We start from the raw sequence: 18,657 nt of genomic DNA, 5'->3' as shown, positions 1-18,657 counted from the left end.
ACCGAATATCTGTTCGATGAATAAATGCGAAAATGTTCGATTTTTATCGTTAATTGGAGGAAAATATGATTCGTGAACAAGAAGATCAAGCCTGGATGCAGCTCGCCATTGAGGAAGCCAAAAAAGCAGAGCAAATAGGCGAAGTACCGATCGGCGCAATCCTTGTGAAAGATGGGGAAGTTGTCGGAAAGGGTTATAACTTACGGGAGATTAACCATGATCCGACTGCACATGCCGAAATGGTCGCTATTCGAGAGGCTTGCGAGCGCCTTGGCGCTTGGCGGCTCTTGGATTGTACACTGTATGTCACACTGGAGCCTTGTCCAATGTGCGCAGGCGCCATTGTCCAGTCCAGGGTAAAACGGGTTGTATACGGAACGGGGGATCCTAAAGCAGGCTGTGCAGGTACACTAATGAACTTGCTTCAGGAACCCCGATTTAATCATGAGACTGAAGTAACCAGCGGCATTCTACAAGCTGAATGTGCAGCACTGCTGACGAACTTCTTCAGAAATTTGAGAAATAAACGCAAATAATTACTCGCTTCTCCTTACGGAAGAACAAGCAACTTCGTTACGCTGCATATATTGCAAAGCAACGATTAATTGATCAGCCTCTTCGCTGATTGCCAGAACATCAGGATCGGTCAAGCTACCGCGTGCCTCTGCTACTTCATGAAGCTTCAGCCGCAGCGATTGCAATTGTATAAGCAGGTCTGTTTTGTCCATAATCGCTTTGGGGCACGCTCCTTATATTCGTAGATGTGGTATTAAAATTATTATACGCTTTCTTCATTTGACTGTTTGTAAAAACCTGTCGACAAGAAAACACAATTTTTAGGCATGTTTCGACATGAAATAGACCAACAGTACTAAATTACCATCTTTTGTGTGAGTCGTCTAGATGTTTCATGCTCGTTCATATATTTGTTGATAAGTTTTCTGACATAAAAATAGACGAAATGACGGCGTTGCATGTTCCAAGCCTCCCATGCTAAAATAAACCATACTGTGCGCCCGTAGCTCAGCAGGATAGAGCGATAGTTTCCTAAACTATGCGTCGCGGGTTCGAATCCCGCCGTGGCGCGCCATAAGATGACCTTCCAGAACCACATGATGTTATGTGGTTCTTTTTATTTTCATTAAATCAAATTAGAAAAAGACGGCCAGTTGGCCGCCTTTTAACACCATTATTTCTTTAACCAAAATGACTTTGCCTGCAGTTTCACAAATAAGGACGCGCAAACAGCCCTACGAGGCTATTTGCGCGTGTTTTATTTAACGTTCTATACCCGCTCCGTCAACGCTGCTATATGCTTATTTCCATCGCCTTGTAGCAGTCCACCATGATAGCAAATAATGTTCTCGATATCGTAGTCTCTAAACTTCTTCAGCGATTGAAGCGCCAACGCCATATCCGGCGTAACCGCCTCTCTAGGGCCTTTCAGTTCCCCGTTCTCGACAACCATCGCATCCGCGGCAATCAGTGTCTTGCTCGGCTTATGATAGAGGCTTACGTGCCCCGGTGTATGGCCAGGTGTGTGAATAACCGTTAGACCGCCGCCAAAAGGCAGCTCCTCACCGTCTGCCAGCGTACGATCCACATTTTCACTAGTCGGCTTCAGGAACATCGTTTCGAATTGGCTGCGTGCCAACTCTGGAAGAGCCTGAAGCAAACCAGCTATGCGTTCCGGTGTTGCCTTCAGCATCGGCTGTTTGCCGTTGATTACCGCTTTATCACCTTCATGGGCGTAGACTACAGGTGCTGGTTTGCCTGCCGCAAACGCCGGAAGGCCCCCGATATGATCAATATCCTGATGTGTCAGAATAATGGTACTAAGCGGCACTTCCCCAATACCTGCTTGCTTAGCAAGTTCTATAATTACCGGTGCCGTTCCAGGCATCCCCGTATCGATTAACACCCACTCATCCTTGTCCCAAAGGATCGTTGGACAGATTGTCATCGGCCCAAAATTAAGCTCCAGCATTTCAATTCCATCTGCAATTCGCATATTAACTACCTCCCACTCAAATCGATCATAAACATACGAGTAGAGTATAGATCTCTTTTTGTATTCGAGTCAATTCGGCACGTTGACGCACCTATTTCCCCGTGTAACAATATGGAATAAAAGTAAGTATTGAGGGGAGTGATCTTATTAAGCTACTCTTTGTATGCAGCAGGAACAAGTGGCGCAGCCTTACTGCGGAGAAAGTATTCGAACAATACAGCCAATACGAAGTCAGGTCTGCTGGAACAGAAGAGAATGCCCGTATTAAGATTACCGCAGGACATATTGGTTGGGCAGATACTATCTTTGTTATGGAGAAAAAGCATTTGAGAAGACTTCAATCGAAATTCGCTTCCCTGCTGAGTGGAAAACAAGTGATTTGCCTCGGTATCCCCGATGAATATGTATTTATGGACGAGGAGCTAATTGAACTGCTTAAGAACAGCGTATCAGAGTATATTGAAGTGCCGAATTAGCTGAAGAAAAGCCATCCAATATAAATGTTACAAATAACGGGGTGACATAATGGTTGTGTTCGTAATTATTGGCGTATGTTTAGTAGGCGCTTTCTTATTGTGGATCCTGTACGAAGTCATTCAAAGCGCCATCGATAACTCAGCCCTGGCTAAGAATGTACAGGACATTCGGAATCATCTAATTGGCAAAGGTACGGAACAGGAGACTGCGGCAAGCGAAGAAGATCTCGAGCCATGTCCAGGCTGCAACCATATGGTGCGGAAGACGGACCGCGTCTGTGGCGTTTGCGGATCAGCATTAAGGGATTGGGATTAAGCCATGAACAAAAAATAATTTTGCCGCATGCATAGCAACTCCTAAAACCGACCATAATACTTGTGACGGTGTGAAGTGAGGTGTGGTTCCATTGTCCCATTTGGAGCAAGAACTGCTGGGGGATCTTAACTAGCCACTTAATGCGATGGAAGCGAGGGGTTGTGCCGCAGAGTACTTCTAACGCGAGCTTAACACGTTTCGCCCTAACGGATCGTGAGCAGCTCCGCCCGAGTGATCAATACGTTGAAGTGTGATATGTAAAGTCTCAAACAATCAACACACCGTCAGAGGAGGGGCCCCTAACAGGGCTCCTTCTTTTAGTTGAAAAGAAACAACACAGGCGGTATACTCCAATTAATTCTAGGAGGTGCCATCCATGTTTGAACGTCCACAAGCAAGCGAATATAACGAGTTTTTCTCCCGTTACATCAGCCTTGTTCCAGAAGGAAACCTGATTACGCTATTAGAAGAGCAACAGGCAGAAACGAACCGGATTTTCTCCGCGGTATCTGCAGAAAGTGCCGACTATCGCTATGCCGAAGGCAAGTGGTCCCTTAAGGAAGTGCTTGGGCATGTGACCGATACGGAGCGTATTATAAGCTACCGTCTGCTCCGCATTGCAAGGGGCGATTCAACCCCGCTCCCTGGCTTTGACCAGGACGCTTATATGGAAGGCGATCCATTCCGCGGCCTCACGGTTTCCGATCTTCTCGAAAATTATAATGCGGTCCGCCAAGCGACCATTCTTCTGCTTAAGCAGCTGCCTGCAGAGGCCTTTACCCGGTCTGGCATTGCGAATCAATCACCGCTTACCGTACGTGCTGTAGCTTGTATTATCTATGGCCACGAGCGGAATCATTTGTCCATTATTGAGGAGCGTTACTTGAACGCTTAACTATTTGCGCTTATCTAATCGGGCAGCAGCAAAGCTGCCTGCCCATTGGACAAGCTGAACCATAACAACCAGAATAACAATACAGGCAACCATAACCTCCGTATCGAATCGTTGATAGCCATAACGAATGGCCAAATCCCCGATCCCCCCGCCTCCTACCGTTCCCGCAGCAGCTGAGTATGAGATAAAGCTGATAATCGTTACCGTTAGTCCAGATACCAATCCCGGGCGGGCTTCCGATAACAGTACTCCAAAGACAATATGCCTAAGCGATGCCCCTGAGGCTACCGCCGCCTCAATAATGCCCTTCGGTATATCCCGTAAACTCTGCTCGACCAACCTCGCATAGAACGGAATAGCCGCAACCGACAACGATACCGAAGCCGCCAAAGGACCAATCGCTGTCCCTACAATCATTCTCGAGAATGGAATTAACGCGACTAGCAGAATAAGAAAAGGAAAAGAACGAACGAGATTCACCAAATAGCCCACAACGCTGTATAAGGGACGATTGCCCTTCAGATTACCGGGTGCGGTTAGGAACAGTAATATTCCGATTGGCATGCCAATGATAATTGCTGCTGCGACCGAGATGGATACCATGGTTAGCGTCTGCTCGATTGCTTTTTCAATCTCTGATTGTAAAGCTAAAATACTATTCATGCTGCTCTCCCCTTCTATACCAGACAGAGGATGAGTTTGTTGTATCGAATAAAAACTTTCCAAACGGCGTTACCGGCTCGATGTCCGGACGACTCCGATCAAGCTGCTCCGTAATCACTCCGCCTTCCATTACCGCAATCTGACTACATAACCGCTTCGCTACCTGTATCTCATGTGTCACCAGCATAATGGTTACTTGGAACTCCCGATTAATCTTCTCCAGGAACTCCAGAATCGACAGCGTCGTTACCGGATCAAGCGCAGAGGTTGGCTCATCACACAACAGCACCTTCGGATTATTCGCAAGCGCCCTTGCAATCGCTACACGCTGCTTCTGACCGCCGCTAAGCTGTGCCGGATACTGCCGCGCTTTATCTGCAAGCCCAACAATCTCAAGGCATTCCTCTACCCTTCTCTTACGCTGCTTGGACGGTACATTCGCTGCTTTCAGCACAAACTCGACATTGGCCGCACAAGTCTCATTGCTCAACAAATTATAATGCTGAAAGATCATGCCGATCGACCGCCGAGCCTCTCGTAGCTCCCCGGCATTAAGCCCCGTAAGCTCTTGTCCATCAATATAAACCTCGCCTGCCGTTGGTAGCTCGAGCAGATTGGCCATTCGAAGCAAGGTAGATTTCCCCGCTCCGCTAAAGCCTATAATCCCTTGAATCTGCCCTTTCTCAACGTGAAGCGAGGTTGGTTTAACCGCATCCACCCAATCGCGGCCGACTTTATATTGCTTGCTGACTTCTCTAAGCGTGATCATGTTCGTTCTCCTATTTCCCGTGAACAATTTGCCCTAATGGTAGCAAACATCGGGAGGGACGACAAGTGATCCCCTGCTCGGGAAAGCTTTGCGCGTACTAGCTGATAGTACTGGGACGTCGAAGTCCAAGAGCACGAAGCTGCTGCATCGAGCGGTGTACATGCTTCCGGTAGTAGGAAGTACGTGTAATGACGGCATTCCTTGACCTCAGCAGCTGATTATCGGTGATCTTCCATGTATGAGAACTACGGTCCGCCCGGCGAAGGGCAGTGAAATTATAAGGTGAGGTCGTATAGACCCGAAATTTCTGCTCCAGTGCCCCTTTGATAAACCGGACATCCGAGCCTTGTCGCACCTCGGTATTAAAGGAGACTTTCTCGAGCACTCTCTTATGGAACATAATCGTTGCTCCTGCTACTTTTCTGCATGTCGAATAATAAGCCGTATTTTTTTTCCGAAGCATTAACGTGGAACGATGAGGGAAAAAGTAGTAAATCTCCAGCTTCCCGACAATATCCGCTTTACTTGTCTGGAACATGGCCATCGCCTCGGGAATATAGTTCGGCCCATAATAATCATCGTCATCAAACTTGGCTATATAATCGTACTTCGCCAAGGAGGCAGCATAATTGAGACATGCGCCAAGCTTCGCGCTCTCCGGCATCCGGAACACTCTGACATTCGGAATGGACTTGGCTTTATTCAAGTATTGCCCAATCCCTGCCTTATCTTTGTTCAAAATAATAATAAGCTCTTTATTCTCCCAATCCTGCCGGGAATAATTCTGAAAGAGTTGATTAATCAATTGCGGCCGCATGGTAGCCGTGATAATTGTAACGCCTTTTGAGTCTGCAGCGCTCATTGCCTTCGCACCCTCCTATTATTCTCTTGAAAATGGACATGACATACAGGCTTATGTCGTGCTCATTCAAGCAGCTTTTTAATATTTTAGTAGAATAGGATCGCGGTTTTGCGAAAGGAGATAGATAGATCTATGGAGGATGACCACACGATACAGGCCCCGCTTAAGAAGGTTGCGATTATTGGTCTCGGATTTGTGGGGCTTCCGCTCTCGATGATGTTCGTACGCAAAGGATTTCAAGTGATCGGTATCGATTATGACACAATCAAAATAACAGCCTTACAGGATGGCAAAAGCTATATTCAGGACTTATCCGATGCCGATCTAACTGAAGCGCTCCAATCGGGACGCTGGCAGGTGTCGGCGGATTATGCCTCATTAGCCGGCGCCGATACTGTTATTATATGCGTACCTACCCCATTGTCGCCCGACAACAGCCCTGACTTATCATTCTTAACCGATACCTGCACCATGCTGGCCCCGCTATTACGTTCCGGACAGCTTGTCGTTATTGAAAGCTCTACGTATCCAGGCACTACCAGAGAAGTCGTACAGCCATTGCTTGAAAAAAGTGGCCTCGTAGTTGGGCAAGAGTTGTATATCGGCTATTCCCCAGAGCGAATTGATCCCGGGAATAAAAGTATGGCCTTCTCCGATATTCCCAAAATCATCAGCGGTATAACACCAGCCTGTGCACAGCAGCTGCTGGAGCTCTATTCCCTAGTGTTCGAACAAGTAGTCTCCGTATCAACTACAGAGGCTGCGGAGACAGCCAAGCTGCTCGAGAACAGCTATCGATTCATCAATATTTCGTTCATCAATGAATTCGCCCAGCTCTGCGACAGACTTAACATCAATGTATGGGAGGTTATTGCAGCCGCCTCTACCAAGCCATACGGCTTTAACGCTTTCTACCCTGGTCCAGGGATAGGAGGCCACTGTATTCCCGTAGATCCGCTATACCTGCAGTGGAAAGCTGCACAAACAGGTATAAACAGTCGATTCATTGAGCTTTCCCAGCAAGTAAATGAGGGAATCCCCTCTTACCTTGCCGACCGGATTGAGCAAGAGCTTCTTGATGGGAAAAAGCTTACAGGTGCCCATATTCTCGTCTATGGCGTAACTTATAAGCCTAATATTGCAGACGTCCGGGAGTCTGCTGCCATTCCATTAATTAGCCGCCTGCTTCATCGTGGGGCTGTCTTGCATTATCATGATCCATTCGTCTCTCAAATTAAGCTGGAGGATGGAACTCGGCTTCAAGGTGTGGAATTAACACAAGAACGGCTGGAGCAAGCCGACTGTGTTCTTATTTGTACAAATCACGATGTTATGCCTGTTGATCGCATAGCTAGCCACAGCAGATTTATTTTCGATACCCGTCATTCCTTTTCACTTAACGCTCCTGCAGACATGCAGGCTAAACTCGTCACCTTTGGGGACGGGACACAATGAAAATAACAAATAGGCCTTTGCAGCCACGATTGTCGTGGACTGCAAAGGCCTATTCCATTACTTCACTATAAACTCCACTCGAGTTCCATCTGGGAAGGTATCCAGTTGATTGCTTACCCAAGCACCCGCTCCGCGGTTATCAGATGGATGGATATATGCAATATCAGCGCCATCTCCGCCTTCTTTGCACATCGCCATTGGCCATTCGTCGCGGTCATAGCCGGACTTGGTTGGGATATCCTTCAATGATTCCTTCCGATTCTCATCGGCTTTGTCACGGTCAATTGTACAGATCTTTGATTCGCCTGCATCCATAGCTTTCTCAATATGTTTAGCTGTCTCCGGATATCGGTCAGCCGGAAACTCCAACGTATAATCACTTGTGGATGCTGGCGCTGCTTCATGCTGCTCTTGCCAGCTGTCTAATCGAGGTACGATATAGATGGCAATGGCCGCAAGCAAGATGACGAGTAATTTCTTCAAGCTGAGCGACCTCCTGCTGCACTTTACCTTAACTTAGGTTAGTTATTGGAATTAGGAGCGCACACACCGTCTGCGCACGCCTCATCCACAGCATTTGTCGAACCATCACCGCCAATAACGGTAAGCGGCTTGCTCTCATCCCATGCCTTTGTAACGGCCTGAAGGAATACCTCGCTTGGCTGCGCACCGGATACCGCATATTTACGGTCGATGACGAAGAATGGTACACCACGTACCCCAAGCTCTCCTGCTTCCTGTTCATCAGAGCGCACTTCCTGCTTGTAAGTTCCTTCTTCTAGAGCCTTCAACGCCTCCGCACGATCAAGGCCAAGCTCGGCCGCTAGATCAGCCAGAGTCTCTTTTTTTCCCAAATGCTTCGAATCCGTAAAATACGCTTTGAACAAACGTTCTGCCATCTCTTCGCGCTTCCCATATTTCGCAGCGAAATGCGTTAGTTGATGGGCATCGAAGGTGTTAGTCAGAATCATTGTATCGAAATGATAATCGAGACCAAGTGTCTTAGCCTGTTCCGTCAGCTGCACGTTATTGGAGATTGCCTGCTCCCGAGACATCCCGTATTTCGTCGACAAGTAGTCATACACATCAAAGCCGATATCGACCTTTGCATTCGGATCCAGTTCAAAGCTGCGGAATTCCACTTCGACCTTCTCGCCATGCTCAAACTGGCTTAGTGCTTCCTCTAAACGGCGTTTGCCGATATAACAGAACGGGCATGCAAAATCCGACCATACTTCTACTTTCATTTATAACACCATCCTTTAATTTTTATAGTCCCAAGGGAAGCTTCATTTGCTTCATGAGATCTTCAAACCTCATTGCATCTGTAGGAACATCATATAGGAACTTTGGATCCTTGTTCAAATCGCTGTATTTCATATCAAAATGAACATTAATCTTCGACACATTACCCGTTGCTTTATCGGTATATTCCACATTCACTTTTCCCGCTTCATAAGTGAGCTGCTTATCCTTATTAATCGCACCGGTAATCGAAAGCTCATTTACTTTCACATTTTCATTCAGGAAATCAATCATGGATGCTTTGTTCGCATCCAAATCGGTCTGCATCTTCTCTATATCTTCCTTAGACTTCTGGATCAGCTGCAGATAAGATTCATTCGAAGCCATAACCTTTAATAGTTCCGGAAGCATATCATTTACGATTGTTTCTACAGACTCTTTATAGTTGTTGTCATCAATGGCAAATCGAATGATTTGCTCCGCCTTTACATCGTCCGGCAGATTAGCATCCTTAGCTTTCACATTGCTGAAATATGTCTTCTCGTCAAAATGCTTAAGTACAATCGCTCCAAGCTCCTGTGCAAACTTCTGTGCGGAGGCAGTGTCCAGCGCAGCAGCAGTGCCCTGCTGTTCAGCAAGAGCCTTCAGATCCAGTTCAATAAATTTACCCGCTGCTGATTCCGGCAGCTCCAGCATAGGCAAGGCAGGCAGCTTCATATAAAGCTTCTCAGCCGTTAGAATCATTGGAATTGTAAGGGTTGTCCCAGATAATTGGAGATTCAGCTCCATATCTGTACGCTGAGGTTCTTTTGCGTAGACAGCCTTAATATTCAGCTTTGCGCCCTTCAGCATACCTAATACGACCGAGGTTACATCCATACCGTTTTGCGAAACTCCAGCCGGTAACTCAAGGTTATCAATACCAAGAGACATTTGCGAGGAGTAGCTGTTTATATTTTCCATATTTTTCATCGCATCTTGGAGTGCTTGCTTCGGCGGTGTGCTGCCTGAGCTGCAGCCTGCGACAACTAGTAGAACAGCAATGAGTGCAAGCATAGCTAATCGTTGTACGTTTTTCATAACAGGTTCGTCCCCCTTTTGAACAATATACTCATTCTATAACATCACCCGCCCATTTAGAAGATAATTGCAACAAAATCCCGTTCCAGCAAGCTGAAACGGGATTTCATGGTTATATCATTAACCTTCAGGATTATTATGTGATACATGATTTCTTTGCTTTACCTTTTTGGAGCCAGACAATGGCTCCTGCTGCTGACCGCGGCTTCGACGCTGTCTGCCTCCATTTTCTTGTGCTTCAGGGACAGGATAGGAATCCGGTTTACTCATAGCTGTATGCCTCCTTTAACAAAGGTTAGCTGCTGCTGCGTTGATGCGTCAAATCTGTCGGCTGATCATGATTTAACGCATCCTGGTGGCGTCTGTCATTAACATCCTGCTGTAATTGCTGCGCTTGATGGCTGTTGACTGGCGTTTGTGCCAAGTCATCAATCACATTGGATAAATTTTTATCGAGTGATCCTTTTGCTTTCGTCATCAATCGTTCCTCCTATGCATGTGTCAGCTGCTGAAGTGCTTGTGCACATTCATGCAGGTGACGGGTGTAATCCTGAATAAGCTGCTGCATCGGATCTGTTCGCTCATCAATTGATACATTATTTTTATCCACATCAATAATTTCTACCTTCATTTCACGGCTATCCACATAACAAACCTTAAAATCAAAGGAGTAAGTTTGGCGCCCTGCTGCACTAATCGTTATGCGCAGAGCCTTTGGATCAGCCTCATCGGGGAATACTTCGCAATTATCCGCATCTTTAATCCATTCAGGCAAGGTACGCTGCCATGCAGCTACAAGCTGATTTTGATCAATTTGAAGCTCTTCATTAGCCATTTATAAAAGCACCTCCACAACTTATAAGATGCGAAATTGTGAATCGAATTATGCGATAACTTTCTATCCAACTTATCCACAGACTTATCCACATATTACCCACTTTATTCACAATATTGTGTATAAGGAGTTTGATTAGTTTGTACACAGGTATACAACTAGAGACAAATTCTTTATCCCCAGGACAACAAAAAACGCCCGAGACCAAGTCTCGGACGTAAGTATGTATGCTTATTATAAAACTGGCGGAGAGGGTGGGACTCGAACCCACGTGGGCTTGCACCCTAACAGTTTTCAAGACTGCCCCGTTATGACCGCTTCGGTACCTCTCCGTATTAAGAACTGACAAAGCTTATTGTACCACAGGCCAAAAACGAGAAGCAACCTAATTTTTGACCTGTAGCAAATTTATTTAATTACGCGGACTGATTTTGTCCAATCCACCCATGTAAGGACGAAGCACTTCCGGAACAATAATGGTTCCATCCTCTTGCTGGTAGTTCTCGAGGATCGCAGCAAAGGTACGGCCTACTGCCAAACCCGAGCCATTGAGTGTATGCACAAACTCAGGCTTGCTTTTCGCTTCACGGCGGAAGCGGATGCCTGCGCGGCGAGCTTGGAAGTCCTCTACGTTAGAGCAAGACGAGATCTCACGGTATGTACCTGCGCTTGGCAGCCACACTTCCAGGTCGTACGTTTTAGCCGCTGTAAAGCCCATGTCGCCTGTACAGAGCGCTAATACACGATAAGGCAGGCCAAGCAGCTGCAACACTTTCTCTGCATTAGCTGTCATTTTCTCCAGCTCATCATACGACTCTTCTGGCTTCGCCAGTTTAATCAGCTCGACCTTGTTGAACTGATGCTGACGGATAAGACCGCGTGTATCACGGCCAGCAGCACCTGCCTCTGAACGGAAACACGAGCTGTAAGCTACGAAATATTTCGGCAGCTCATCCACAGACAGAATTTCTTCACGATAAAGGTTGGTTACCGGAACTTCTGCTGTTGGAATCAAGAAATAATCAGAGTCGCTGATTTTGAACAGGTCCTCTTCAAATTTCGGCAGCTGACCTGTACCAATCAAGCTGTCACGATTGACGAGATAAGGCGGCAGCACTTCTTCATAGCCGTGCTGGTCACTGTGCAAGTCCATCATGAAGCTGATCAGAGCACGCTCCAGACGCGCACCAAGGCCACGGTAGAACGTAAAGCGTGATCCTGTTACTTTACCCGCACGCTCAAAGTCGAGGATCCCAAGCTCTTGTGCGAGGTCCCAGTGTGCTTTTGGCTCAAAGCCAAGCACTGTCTGTTCACCATGACGGCGAATCTCGACATTATCTTCTTCTGAAGCACCTACCGGAACCGTTTCATGAGGCAGGTTGGGAACCGACAGCATAAGCTCTTCCACTTGTGCTTCAACAATACGGATTTCCTCATCAAGCTCTTTGATCCGATCACCGACTTCACGCATCTCTACGATCAGTGCTTCAGCATCTCCGCCTGATTTTTTCAGCTTCGCAACTTCCTGCGATACTGTATTACGGCGGTTTTTCAAAGTATCCGTCTCCACGAGCAAGTCACGACGTTTTACGTCAAGCTCTGGAAAAGCGGAAATAAGGTCGAGCGAGGCTCTGCGGTTGTTCAGCGCCTTCTCCACCTGCTCATATTCATTACGTAGCCATTTCACGTCCAACACGAAAGTAGACCCCTCTCTTATGCTTCCGAAGTACAATTACTTCGTAATTGATTCAGCAGCTTCTTTCACCATGTCGACAAAATACGCATGCAAGCGATAATCATCCGTCAGCTCTGGATGGAAGGAACAAGCGAGCAGATGCCCTTGTCTTGCTGCCACAATCTCATCGTTGTACACGGACAATACCTCTACATTACTGCCAACTTCTTTAATGAGGGGAGCACGGATGAACACTGCACGGATCGCTTCTTCAATTCCTTTGATCGGAAGATCCGTCTCGAAGCTTTCGCGCTGACGGCCAAACGCATTGCGGGCAACGACCATATCCATCAATTGCAAATGCGCATCATCTTGACCATCAATCTTATTCGCCAAAACAATAAGACCCGCACATGTTCCAAAGAGTGGCTTACCTTGCTTGGAGAACTCTTTGAGAGCTTCAAGGAAACCATATTTGCGAATCAGTTTGCCGATTGTTGTGCTTTCGCCGCCTGGAATAACGATACCGTCCAGCTCTTCAAGCTCTTCGATTCGTTTAACGGCGACCGCTTCCGCGCCCGCCGCTTCCAAACTGCGTATATGCTCTGCTACTGCGCCTTGAAGCGCGAGTACACCTATTTTCATCGCCTACACGCCTTTCTATATATGCCGCTTCTTACAGACCGCGGTCTTGCATCCGCTCGCTAGCATTCAACTTCGAGATTTCAATGCCTTTCATTGGCGTACCCAGGTTCTTGGATACTTCAGCAATCAGCTTGTAATCTTTGTAATGCGTTGTTGCTTCTACGATTGCACGAGCGAATTTCTCAGGGCTGTCCGATTTGAAGATACCGGAACCAACGAATACGCCGTCTGCACCTAGTTCCATCATCAGTGCTGCATCAGATGGAGTCGCAACGCCGCCTGCTGCAAAGTTAACAACTGGAAGTTTACCGTTCTCTGCAACTTGAAGAAGCAGCTCATAAGGAACGCCGAGTACTTTTGCTTCATGGTACAGCTCATCTTTCGACAAGTTTTGCACTTTGCGGATTTGGCCATTGATCAGACGAAGGTGACGAACAGCTTCAACGATATTGCCTGTTCCTGGCTCGCCTTTAGTACGAAGCATAGCTGCACCTTCTTGGATACGACGAAGAGCTTCGCCCAAGTCTTTAGCACCACAAACGAAAGGAACAGTGTAATCATTCTTGCTGATATGGAACACTTCATCAGCAGGAGTCAGTACTTCGCTCTCGTCAATGTAGTCAACACCCATTGATTCAAGAACACGTGCTTCTACAATATGACCAATACGAGCTTTCGCCATAACCGGAATGGAAACGACTTTCATAACTTGTTCTACAATTGTAGGGTCAGCCATACGGGCAACGCCGCCTGCTGCACGAATGTCGGAAGGTACACGTTCCAGTGCCATAACTGCCGTAGCACCTGCTGCTTCCGCAATTTTAGCTTGCTCGGCGTTCATAACGTCCATGATTACGCCGCCTTTTTGCATTTCTGCCATACCACGTTTTACGCGCGAAGTTCCTGTTTCCATGCTAGAAATCCTCCTCAAAATGGAGCGCAGCCCTCTATGGGGTATTTGCGCTTAATCGCTTATTTAGTTGAAGCATAGCCGCTTACTCTAACCATTAATTTTACAGGATGGGCCATTAATCGACAACCCTTGATTTACCGCCTGTTCCACAGATTAGAGTAAGTCTGATGCGAGTTTAGAACAAATCAACAATACCATTAAACAAACCAGAGAAGAAGCCACCGATTCCGCGGAACATCAGGCTGAACCAGCCTGCCTTCTTCACATCTTTGCTGGCGATCAGATTGACTGTTTTCTCGAGTGCTTTGCCTTGGTCATCGGTATATTTGTACGTTGCAGTACCTACAACTTGACCGGCTTTAATTGGAGCAACAAGCTCTTCCGGTTTCTTAAGTTCAAAGCCAGCAAGCTCGATCTTTGGCTCAGTTCCCTTTTTCACAATAAGCGAAATGTCGGATTCTGTAATAATCGGAACCGATTTTTTTACACCTTTTTTAATCTTAACCGATTCTGCTTTTTCTACCACAGATTTCGCTGCAATAATTGTTTTCTTCTCCAGAGAGTTGAAAGCGTAGTTGTACATCTTCGCCGTCTCGTTAAAACGTGCTTCCTTCGACTTTGTATTCATAACAACACTAATATAACGCTGGTCTCCACGTTTAACTGTTCCTGTAAACGTATAGCCGGCAGCTGAAATATAGCCTGTTTTCATACCATCAACACCGTCATAAGCAAAAGCCTTCAGATAAGTGTTGTTCTTGTTAGAAGCAAGCATCCAGTTTATATTAACGATTGGTTTGTCATCACGAGGACGGAACTGGTATTCTGTCGTAGAAGCATACTCCAGAAACTCAGGATCATCCTTGATAATCGTTTGAGCCAGCTTTGCCTGGTCTCTCGCCGAAATCAATGTTGTATCAGCCAAACCTGTTGCACTTGTATAATGAGCGGAAGTAAGTCCGAGTTTTTGAGCCATTTCATTCATTTTCTCTACAAAACCTTGCTCGCTGCCGCCAATTGCGGAAGCCAAGGCAATCGTAGCATCGTTCGCAGAACCTACAGCCATAGCCATATAAAGGTCTTTCACCTTATATTGCTCACCTTGCGCAAGATATACCTGTGAGCCGTCTTTTGGCGTACTTGCTGCTTCTTCACTAACAGTGATCATTTCATCCCACGAAAGTGATTTATTCTTAATTTGTTCCAGGACGATATACTCTGTCATCAGCTTTGTCATACTTGCAGGTGGACGAGGCTCGTCCGCATTAACTTCATATACAACCTGGCCAGTGTCTGCGTCGATCAAGATGCCTGAACTTAACTCAAGGCCAAGGGAGTTTTCCACCCATTCGCCGCCCGGCGTACCTGCTGCATTTACCGAGGACGTTCCTAACGATAATGCTACCAAAACTGCTCCAAAAGCTACTACTACCGACCGTAGTCTTACCGGCAATACTTTCAACGTTTTCTCCCCTTTTCATCCCTAAGTCGTTTGAATTTCATTGTAACACAGGGGGAGGTAGAGTTAAACCGATGGGGGGTGATTCTACATTCTGGTATAAATAGAGTCGGCTCTGCCATCCTCGGGCGACAGATCAACGTTTTATTGGAATGGATATGTACTATTAATAGTCGAAATTAGAAAATTCTTATCTATTTAGAAGACATCTATCGATGTCTTTCGATAAAAAAAGCAGGCAAGAGACTAAGTCTCTTGCCTGCCGTTTCCCGTTAATCGGGTCTTACAGCGAGTAGTTTGGAGCTTCTTTCGTAATTTGAACGTCATGCGGATGGCTCTCACGAAGACCGGAGCCTGTAATCCGGATAAATTGCGTATCGTTACGTAGTTCATCAAGATTTTTTGTACCGCAATAACCCATACCTGAGCGAAGACCACCAAGCAGTTGATGAACCGTATCAGCAAGAGGACCTTTGAAAGGAACACGTCCTTCGATACCTTCTGGAACAAGCTTGCTTTCGTTCTCTTGGAAGTAACGGTCTTTACTGCCTTCTTTCATTGCGCCAAGCGAGCCCATACCGCGGTATACTTTGAAGCTACGGCCTTGGAAGATTTCTGTTTCGCCTGGGCTTTCAGCTGTACCAGCGAACAAGCTGCCGATCATAATCGCACTTGCTCCTGCTGCGATTGCTTTCGTAATATCACCGGAATACTTAATGCCACCGTCTGCAATAACCGGTACATTGTACTCGCGTGCTACTGTAGCACAATCGTAGATAGCTGTAATTTGTGGTACACCAATACCAGCGATAACACGTGTCGTACAGATCGAACCAGGACCGATACCAACTTTAATAACGGATGCTCCTGCTTCAATTAGATCACGAGTTGCTTCACCTGTTGCCACGTTACCCGCGATGATTGTAAGATCCGGATACTTAGCACGCAGCTTACGAACCGCATCAAGAATATTAATATGATGACCATGCGCCGAGTCAACAACTAGTACGTCGATACCCGCTTGTACGAGTGCATCGGCACGATCAGCTGTGTCTTTGCCGATACCAACTGCAGCTCCACAAAGCAGACGACCATGCTTGTCTTTCGCCGCATTAGGGAATTGAATTGCTTTTTCAATATCTTTAATGGTAATGAGACCCTTAAGGATGTTGTTCTCATCAACGAGTGGAAGCTTCTCGATTTTGTGCTTTTGAAGAAGACCTTCTGCTTCTTGCAAAGTCGTTCCGACAGGTGCCGTTACAAGATCAGTACGTGTCATTACTTCGTGAATTTTTATCGAATAATCATGAACAAAGCGTAGGTCACGGTTTGTCAAAATACCAACCAGTTTTTGTTCGCTGTCAACGATCGGCACACCAGAGATACGGTATTTGCCCATCAGCTCTTCTGCATCATATACATGATGATCAGGCGTTAGCGAAAATGGATTAGTAATAACGCCGCTCTCCGAACGTTTAACACGATCAACTTCTTCTGCCTGCTGCGCTACCGACATATTTTTATGAATAATGCCGACACCGCCCTCACGAGCTATAGCAATCGCCAAAGCCGACTCCGTAACAGTGTCCATTCCTGCGCTTAGCAGCGGAATATTTAATTTGATGCCTTCGCTAAGTTTTGTAGATACGTCCGATTCACGAGGCAATACAACTGATTTCCGCGGTACGAGCAGTACATCATCGAATGTCAGGCCTTCTTTGGCGAATTTCGTTTCCCACACGAGTAAGTTCCTCCCTTAATTTTGATACCTCTCACGCATATTATTGCAATATTATCAGAGGGGGTAGGGGCTGTCAAGGATGTTAGGTTTATAGGTGGAACGGTTCCCTTAAGAAGGAAAGTAAGCCTTTTAATACCCAGCTATAGGTAATCCGACAATATATGCTCTAGAAAAAGTCAGGTAGAAACGTTGTACGAACCGGGATCCGTCTCTCCAATTGCTCTACAAAATGGCGATCGCCATGAATCTGTCCATAACGAAGCAGCTCTGTTGGGCGTTTATAACTTGTCAGCATGGCAGCTAATGCTCCAATTCCTGTCTGAATCGTTTCCTGGTTATTCTCTCCCGATAAACGCTGTACATTCGCCGTCCCATCTGAATCAATCGAAATCTGATAAATCCCTTCATTCCACGGTGCATGTTCATCTTGAATATCTAGCACAATGGAGGTTTCCTCTCCACTTGCTTCAAATGGATATTCTCTAAGGAAAGCTTCGGCATCCACGATCCGTGCCATAAAGTAAGGCATGATCTCCTGCTTAATTCTTGGATTAGCAAGCAAATAAGCTTGTCCATCATCTGCAGCTACCTTCATCTCCAATTGATCAATCATCGAATCATGCTGGGAGAGGAATGACCACAAAGCAAGGCGCGCTTCTTCCGTCAGATCAATAAACTCATGTACGAGAAGCCCCCTATTCTTCACCACATAAATGACATAGCCTTGTGGCTCACCTGCTGTATCGAAGTAAACAACAGTTTGTCCCTTTTTACTCGACTTGATCCGGTAATTCCACCATGCCTCAGACCGATCGAGGGCACCATTTATTCTTTTTGCATAAGCCTGATAGATCGGATTCAATAGTTCATAATCAATTGCAACTCTCTTGATCGTCCCGTTATAAGATGTTCTAGGAGGCATCAAGCTTGTATCTATTTTATAAGTCTTCAGATCTGTATAGAGCTCCCATCCAAACTTGCGATAAAAGCTTACCGAAAAAGGATGAAGAAAAGATAGCGTTTGCCCCTTCTCCTTCATCTGCACAAGAGAATGATGGAGAAGTTCTGCGACCAACCCCTGACGTCTGAACTCCGGCCATGTAGACACACCGGCCACACCGCTCATCGCAAAACGCTTACCTCCAATATAGGTATGGAACTCAAGCAGCCCAAGCTGCGCAGCTAGCTTACCCTCCAAGTAAATGCCCCATCGTTCTGCTTCCTCATGCTCAAAACGATTCCTTGCTTCTGCATAATTAGCAGGCGGAACCTCATACTGAAAAGCAAATTGACTAAGTTCCATCATATCCTCATACTGATCCAACGTTAGCAAGCGTATCTCTTTCGTCATCACCGTGCTCCTCTCGAATTAGCCTGTAAATATACACATTATGGCACAGCTATCTAAGACTGAGCAACGAAAGAAAAAAGAATAACAAAAAACCCGCCACATAAATGTGACAGGCTCTTTATTGCTTGGCGACGTCCTACTCTCCCAGGACCCTGCGGTCCAAGTACCATTGGCGCTGGAGGGCTTAACGGTCGTGTTCGGTATGGGAACGCGTGGTTCCCCTCCGCCATCGCCACCAAACGTAAGCGTTAGCTTATTCAAGGATT

Annotated in this window: 22 protein-coding genes, 2 tRNA genes and 1 rRNA gene; 6 read left to right on the top strand and 19 right to left on the bottom strand. The window is 46.4% G+C overall.

Translation table 11 applies throughout. From position 1 onward, the window contains the following. Positions 1–65: 65 nt before the first annotated feature. A complete protein-coding gene (tadA, locus tag FHS17_RS29620; RefSeq protein WP_167282966.1) occupies positions 66–536 on the top strand; it encodes a tRNA adenosine(34) deaminase TadA in 471 nt (156 codons plus the stop codon). Here the strand turns inward: tadA and FHS17_RS29615 are convergent, their stop codons facing one another. Then, the gene (locus FHS17_RS29615) at positions 537–728 is read right to left on the bottom strand and encodes an aspartyl-phosphate phosphatase Spo0E family protein (protein WP_167282964.1); all 192 of its coding nucleotides are present in this window, start codon (positions 726–728) and stop codon (positions 537–539) included. Positions 729–1,012: 284 nt separating this feature from the next. Between FHS17_RS29615 and FHS17_RS29610 the strand changes: the two genes are divergently transcribed. Next, positions 1,013–1,090 (top strand) — tRNA-Arg (locus tag FHS17_RS29610). 195 nt (positions 1,091–1,285) lie between these two features. Here FHS17_RS29610 and FHS17_RS29605 read toward each other — a convergent pair. Further along, entirely contained in the window at positions 1,286–2,011 is a 726-nt protein-coding gene (locus FHS17_RS29605; RefSeq protein ID WP_167282962.1) for an MBL fold metallo-hydrolase, read from the bottom strand. A 146-nt stretch (positions 2,012–2,157) separates the two neighbouring features. On the opposite strand from FHS17_RS29605, the gene FHS17_RS29600 reads away from it, so the two are divergent. The 3 genes from FHS17_RS29600 (at position 2,158) to FHS17_RS29590 (ending at position 3,698) form a co-directional block, all read left to right on the top strand. After that, on the top strand, positions 2,158–2,487 hold the full coding sequence (locus FHS17_RS29600) for a protein tyrosine phosphatase (protein WP_167283041.1): 330 nt from the start codon (positions 2,158–2,160) through the stop codon (positions 2,485–2,487). A 49-nt stretch (positions 2,488–2,536) separates the two neighbouring features. Beyond that, positions 2,537–2,803 (top strand): hypothetical protein, encoded by a 267-nt coding sequence (locus tag FHS17_RS29595; protein ID WP_167282960.1) that lies wholly within the window; start codon positions 2,537–2,539, stop codon positions 2,801–2,803. A 376-nt stretch (positions 2,804–3,179) separates the two neighbouring features. After that, a complete protein-coding gene (locus FHS17_RS29590; RefSeq protein WP_167282958.1) occupies positions 3,180–3,698 on the top strand; it encodes a DinB family protein in 519 nt (172 codons plus the stop codon). Here FHS17_RS29590 and FHS17_RS29585 read toward each other — a convergent pair whose 3' ends face one another. From FHS17_RS29585 to FHS17_RS29575, 3 genes are all read right to left on the bottom strand, one after another. Continuing rightward, complete coding sequence (locus FHS17_RS29585) at positions 3,699–4,361, bottom strand: methionine ABC transporter permease (RefSeq protein WP_167282957.1); 663 nt, start codon at positions 4,359–4,361, stop codon at positions 3,699–3,701. It abuts the gene before it with no gap. After that, positions 4,354–5,130: a methionine ABC transporter ATP-binding protein gene (locus tag FHS17_RS29580; RefSeq protein ID WP_167282955.1), complete on the bottom strand. Its 777-nt coding sequence runs from the start codon at positions 5,128–5,130 to the stop codon at positions 4,354–4,356. Before FHS17_RS29580 ends, FHS17_RS29585 begins: the two co-directional genes overlap by 8 nt. Positions 5,131–5,227: 97 nt before the next feature. Next, positions 5,228–5,992 (bottom strand): glycosyltransferase family 2 protein, encoded by a 765-nt coding sequence (locus FHS17_RS29575; protein WP_167282953.1) that lies wholly within the window; start codon positions 5,990–5,992, stop codon positions 5,228–5,230. 132 nt (positions 5,993–6,124) lie between these two features. Between FHS17_RS29575 and FHS17_RS29570 the strand changes: the two genes are divergently transcribed. Next, positions 6,125–7,447, top strand: coding sequence for a nucleotide sugar dehydrogenase (locus FHS17_RS29570; RefSeq protein ID WP_167282951.1), 1,323 nt, complete (start codon positions 6,125–6,127; stop codon positions 7,445–7,447). 57 nt (positions 7,448–7,504) lie between these two features. On the opposite strand, the gene FHS17_RS29565 is transcribed toward FHS17_RS29570, so the two are convergent. The 14 genes from FHS17_RS29565 to rrf all read right to left on the bottom strand — a co-directional run bounded on the left by FHS17_RS29565 (position 7,505) and on the right by rrf (position 18,631). Continuing rightward, a complete protein-coding gene (locus FHS17_RS29565) occupies positions 7,505–7,930 on the bottom strand; it encodes a NucA/NucB deoxyribonuclease domain-containing protein (protein ID WP_167282949.1) in 426 nt (141 codons plus the stop codon). A 38-nt stretch (positions 7,931–7,968) separates the two neighbouring features. Further along, a complete protein-coding gene (locus FHS17_RS29560) occupies positions 7,969–8,694 on the bottom strand; it encodes a DsbA family oxidoreductase (protein ID WP_167282947.1) in 726 nt (241 codons plus the stop codon). Between the two features lie 22 nt (positions 8,695–8,716). Further along, positions 8,717–9,772, bottom strand: a complete 1,056-nt coding sequence (locus FHS17_RS29555) for a hypothetical protein (protein WP_167282945.1) — start codon at positions 9,770–9,772, stop codon at positions 8,717–8,719. A 120-nt stretch (positions 9,773–9,892) separates the two neighbouring features. Continuing rightward, a complete protein-coding gene (locus tag FHS17_RS29550) occupies positions 9,893–10,042 on the bottom strand; it encodes a small acid-soluble spore protein P (RefSeq protein WP_167282943.1) in 150 nt (49 codons plus the stop codon). A gap of 25 nt (positions 10,043–10,067) precedes the next feature. Beyond that, complete coding sequence (locus FHS17_RS29545; RefSeq protein WP_167282941.1) at positions 10,068–10,250, bottom strand: hypothetical protein; 183 nt, start codon at positions 10,248–10,250, stop codon at positions 10,068–10,070. A gap of 12 nt (positions 10,251–10,262) precedes the next feature. Next, a complete protein-coding gene (locus FHS17_RS29540) occupies positions 10,263–10,607 on the bottom strand; it encodes a hypothetical protein (protein WP_167282939.1) in 345 nt (114 codons plus the stop codon). A gap of 243 nt (positions 10,608–10,850) precedes the next feature. Next, positions 10,851–10,939 (bottom strand) — tRNA-Ser (locus FHS17_RS29535). An 80-nt stretch (positions 10,940–11,019) separates the two neighbouring features. Continuing rightward, entirely contained in the window at positions 11,020–12,303 is a 1,284-nt protein-coding gene (gene serS / locus FHS17_RS29530; RefSeq protein ID WP_167282937.1) for a serine--tRNA ligase, read from the bottom strand. A 36-nt stretch (positions 12,304–12,339) separates the two neighbouring features. Then, positions 12,340–12,927, bottom strand: a complete 588-nt coding sequence (pdxT, locus tag FHS17_RS29525; protein WP_167282935.1) for a pyridoxal 5'-phosphate synthase glutaminase subunit PdxT — start codon at positions 12,925–12,927, stop codon at positions 12,340–12,342. Between the two features lie 31 nt (positions 12,928–12,958). After that, positions 12,959–13,840 carry a pyridoxal 5'-phosphate synthase lyase subunit PdxS gene (gene pdxS / locus FHS17_RS29520; RefSeq protein WP_167282933.1) on the bottom strand — a complete coding sequence of 294 codons (882 nt, stop codon included), beginning with the start codon at positions 13,838–13,840 and terminating at the stop codon, positions 12,959–12,961. Positions 13,841–14,015: 175 nt separating this feature from the next. Beyond that, a complete protein-coding gene (locus FHS17_RS29515) occupies positions 14,016–15,302 on the bottom strand; it encodes a D-alanyl-D-alanine carboxypeptidase family protein (RefSeq protein WP_167282931.1) in 1,287 nt (428 codons plus the stop codon). 280 nt (positions 15,303–15,582) lie between these two features. Then, positions 15,583–17,040, bottom strand: a complete 1,458-nt coding sequence (gene guaB / locus FHS17_RS29510) for an IMP dehydrogenase (RefSeq protein ID WP_167282930.1) — start codon at positions 17,038–17,040, stop codon at positions 15,583–15,585. Between the two features lie 166 nt (positions 17,041–17,206). Then, positions 17,207–18,391: a GNAT family N-acetyltransferase gene (locus FHS17_RS29505; protein ID WP_167282928.1), complete on the bottom strand. Its 1,185-nt coding sequence runs from the start codon at positions 18,389–18,391 to the stop codon at positions 17,207–17,209. A 123-nt stretch (positions 18,392–18,514) separates the two neighbouring features. Continuing rightward, positions 18,515–18,631, bottom strand: a 5S ribosomal RNA gene (rrf, locus tag FHS17_RS29500). Positions 18,632–18,657: the final 26 nt, after the last annotated feature.

This window comes from Paenibacillus lupini (assembly GCF_011761355.1).
GTDB classification, from domain to species: Bacteria; Bacillota; Bacilli; order Paenibacillales; family Paenibacillaceae; genus Pristimantibacillus; species Pristimantibacillus lupini.
The sequence above is the reverse complement of the archived record's forward strand: the minus strand, read 5'-3'. Positions and strand labels throughout refer to the sequence as shown.